Annotated in this window: 3 protein-coding genes and 2 pseudogenes; 3 read left to right on the top strand and 2 right to left on the bottom strand. The window is 38.3% G+C overall.

Annotated elements, in window-relative coordinates; all coding sequences use genetic code 11:
* From ABHN01_RS25010 to ABHN01_RS25000, 3 genes and pseudogenes are all read left to right on the top strand, one after another.
* Window positions 1-541: aminotransferase class III-fold pyridoxal phosphate-dependent enzyme (locus ABHN01_RS25010; RefSeq protein WP_429877792.1), on the top strand; the 541-nt coding region annotated here is incomplete at its 5' end.
* Window positions 528-1703, top strand: coding sequence for an 8-amino-7-oxononanoate synthase (bioF, locus tag ABHN01_RS25005; RefSeq protein WP_429877791.1), 1176 nt, complete (start codon window positions 528-530; stop codon window positions 1701-1703). The genes ABHN01_RS25010 and bioF, both read left to right, overlap by 14 nt.
* Window positions 1700-1856 (top strand): annotated as a pseudogene (locus tag ABHN01_RS25000) (AAA family ATPase); the annotation flags it as partial. The gene bioF and the pseudogene ABHN01_RS25000, both read left to right, overlap by 4 nt.
* 23 nt (window positions 1857-1879) lie before the next feature.
* Here the strand turns inward: ABHN01_RS25000 and ABHN01_RS24995 are convergent.
* Window positions 1880-2029 (bottom strand): annotated as a pseudogene (locus tag ABHN01_RS24995) (IS3 family transposase); the annotation flags it as partial.
* A gap of 164 nt (window positions 2030-2193) precedes the next feature.
* The coding region (locus tag ABHN01_RS24990) for a transposase (RefSeq protein ID WP_429877790.1) at window positions 2194-3056 on the bottom strand (863 nt) is incomplete at its 5' end.

Here is a 3056-nt window from a genome sequence, read left to right as displayed (position 1 = left end):
AGATTTGATGGCAGCTGGGAAGGGGATTTCAGGAGGCTATTTACCAGTAGCTGCAACATTTACAACTGAAGAAATCTACATGGCATTCTATGATGACTACGAAAAGTTAAAAACCTTGTTCCACGGCCATTCTTATACGGGAAATCAGCTCGGATGTGCGGTTGAGATCGAAAATTTACGTTTGTTTGAATCTGAAAAAATCGTAGAACAGGTAGCCCAAAAAGCAGAGGACCTAGATTTACTCCTTAATGAGCTACAATCACTCCCTCACGTGGGAGATATCAGGCAGCTTGGTTTTATGTGTGGAGTAGAGCTTGATCACTCAAAGGAAACAAAAGAGGCCTATCCTTCTAAAAAACGAGTAGGCTATCAGTTTTCCTTAAAGATGAGAGAGCTCGGTATGCTAACGAGACCATTGGGCGATGTCATTGTCTTTATGCCTCCACTTGTCAGTACAAGGGAAGAACTAAAAGTAATGGTAACGATCATGAAAGAGGCAATTATTGAGGAAACAAATGAGGTAACAAGTGTTCAAGTTTGATGGATGGTTAAACCGACGATTAGACAAGACGAAAGAGGTTGGCTTGTATCGAAAGTTACGAACAATGAATACAGCTCCTCGACCTGTAATGTCTATAGATGGTCAGAGACAAATCGTCTTTTCATCAAATAATTATTTAGGGCTGGCGAATGATAAACGATTGGTCAACGCAGCAGGAACGATACTACATGATTTTGGAGTAGGAAGTAGTGGCTCAAGGTTAACTACAGGGAATTCTGAATGGCATGAAAAGCTCGAAGAACGAATCGCAAGCTTTAAGCAAACGGAAGCAGCCCTTCTGCTTTCAAGTGGTTATTTAGCTAATGTCGGTGTACTGTCATCTTTACCTGAAAAAGGGGACGTACTATTAAGCGATCAATTAAATCATGCGAGTATTATTGATGGCTGCCATCTATCAAAAGCTGACACAGTCATTTATAACCATGTTGATATGGATGATCTTGAAGAAAAGCTGAAAGAAACAGAATCTTATCAGCGACGTTTTATTGTAACAGATGGAGTATTTAGTATGGATGGTACGATTGCGCCGCTTGATATGATTATGTCACTTGCTAAACACTATCATGCTTTCGTTATCGTTGACGATGCACATGCAACCGGTGTTTTAGGAGATGACGGTAGGGGCACTAGTGAATATTTTGCTGTTTTTCCTGATGTAGTGGTTGGGACTCTAAGCAAAGCCATTGGAACGGAAGGTGGTTTTGTAGCTGGTTCGAAGGTGTTAATTGATTTTCTGCTAAACCATGCTAGAACTTTTATTTTTCAAACAGCTATCCCACCATCCATCTGTGCTGCTTCGTATGCAGCCTTGGAGATTATTGAACATAGTAAAGAAAAGCGCAAACTGTTGGTTTCAAAAGTAAAACAGATAAAAACTAGTCTAGAAGAAATGGGTTATACCGTGAAGGGGGACTATACACCAATTATTCCAGTGATCATTGGGGATACCGAAATGGCTGTAATATTTTCGAACAGACTACAGGAAAAAGGAATATACGCACCTGCTATTCGTCCACCAACAGTACCAATAGGAGAAAGTCGCATTCGGTTGACTGTCACCTCTGACCATAGTTTTAAAGAAATAGATTACTTGTTAGAGTCATTTAATTTAATTGGAAAAGAGTTGAACATGATTAATTGAAGGGTTTATTTGTAACAGGAACTGATACTGGAGTAGGGAAAACAATTATATCTTGTGGACTTGCAGCAGTATTAAACGAGAATAAAGATCGATGTTGGAGTATTTAATCCATTGTTAAGTGGCATTTGTAACCGTCAAGAACAATTGAACACTTTTGATGAATTCGTTCTATTCCGATCAACATCGAACCCTGCTTTCTCAAATATCTCCCTGGGCGGTTTCCCATTATCATAATGATCGATAAAACTACGCTTGAACTCATCCATATAGGTAATTCCTTTTGGGCTTACTGATTTAACGTGAGGATTCTTCAAATCATCCCCGATTTTTCTTCAATATACAGAAAAGTACCCTATAGGTAGACTTTTTAGTGTCTATTCTATAGGGTACATATTATGATGGTGTTAAAGCCGATGTTAAAATGGTTCTTACGTAATTTTGGTGATTATTCACAGATGGTTTCGCTTAATTTTATTTTGCTTTATCTTTATTATAGCTGATAAAGCATTCTCTTCCTTAAAAGAAGAACACCTGCACGTCCATACATCATTCTCTTTATTGTCTTTAAACGGTTGACTTGCCCTTCGAGAACACCATTACTGTAAGGAAGGAGAAACGATTGTTTTATAGCTTGCAGGTCACTTCTAAGCCTTACGGCATAGGAATAAAAGACATTTTTCCTATTCGTCAGTCTTTCTTTTAGCCAAACTAATAATAAAGAGTAATTTTGTTCCTTTATAGCCTGACGGTACCTTTGAATGATGGAATGAATTTCTATAAGTTCAGGGTGAAGTAAGAAGCAAGCCTTTAATCTTTCTTGTTCCTTGGATCCTAGATTTTCTTCTCTTTTCCAAACATAATGAGCGATGGTTTTCCTGGATATTTTGTAGTCTTTAGTGTACTCCCCATTTATTTTAAAATTTCTACGAAGGTTCTCCACTCTGCTGCGAAGGGCAGAATAGGTGCCCTCGTATCCAATAGAAGACAGATATTCATACAAATTTCTTGTTGTCGTTCCCTGTTTTACTCTTTCTTCTACTTCTTGTCTATACGGTTCTAATCGATCAGATTTTTTCTTTCTTTTATCTACTGGAGGATGATTGGTTTTTAGATATTTTTGAACCGTTTTTCGGTCTAAAGAGAGCTCTCTAGAGATGCGGGAAATCGTTTTTCCGGAACGATGGGCAGCTTGGACACCACAGATTAATCTCCATTTTCTCTGCTGTCTCTCGGTTATTCTGTTTTGAGCCTTTGTGGGTGGAAGAGCATAAATCTGCTTTTCCTGCTTCCAAATCACTTGTGAAGGTAAAAGGGAGGAAAGATGAATATCTAAATGTTTATACATATTTTGAA

The organism is Fictibacillus sp. NRS-1165 (assembly GCF_050468105.1).
In the GTDB taxonomy this organism is placed as follows: Bacteria; Bacillota; Bacilli; order Bacillales; family Fictibacillaceae; genus Fictibacillus_C; species Fictibacillus_C terrinigri.
The sequence above is the reverse complement of the archived record's forward strand: the minus strand, read 5'-3'. Positions and strand labels throughout refer to the sequence as shown.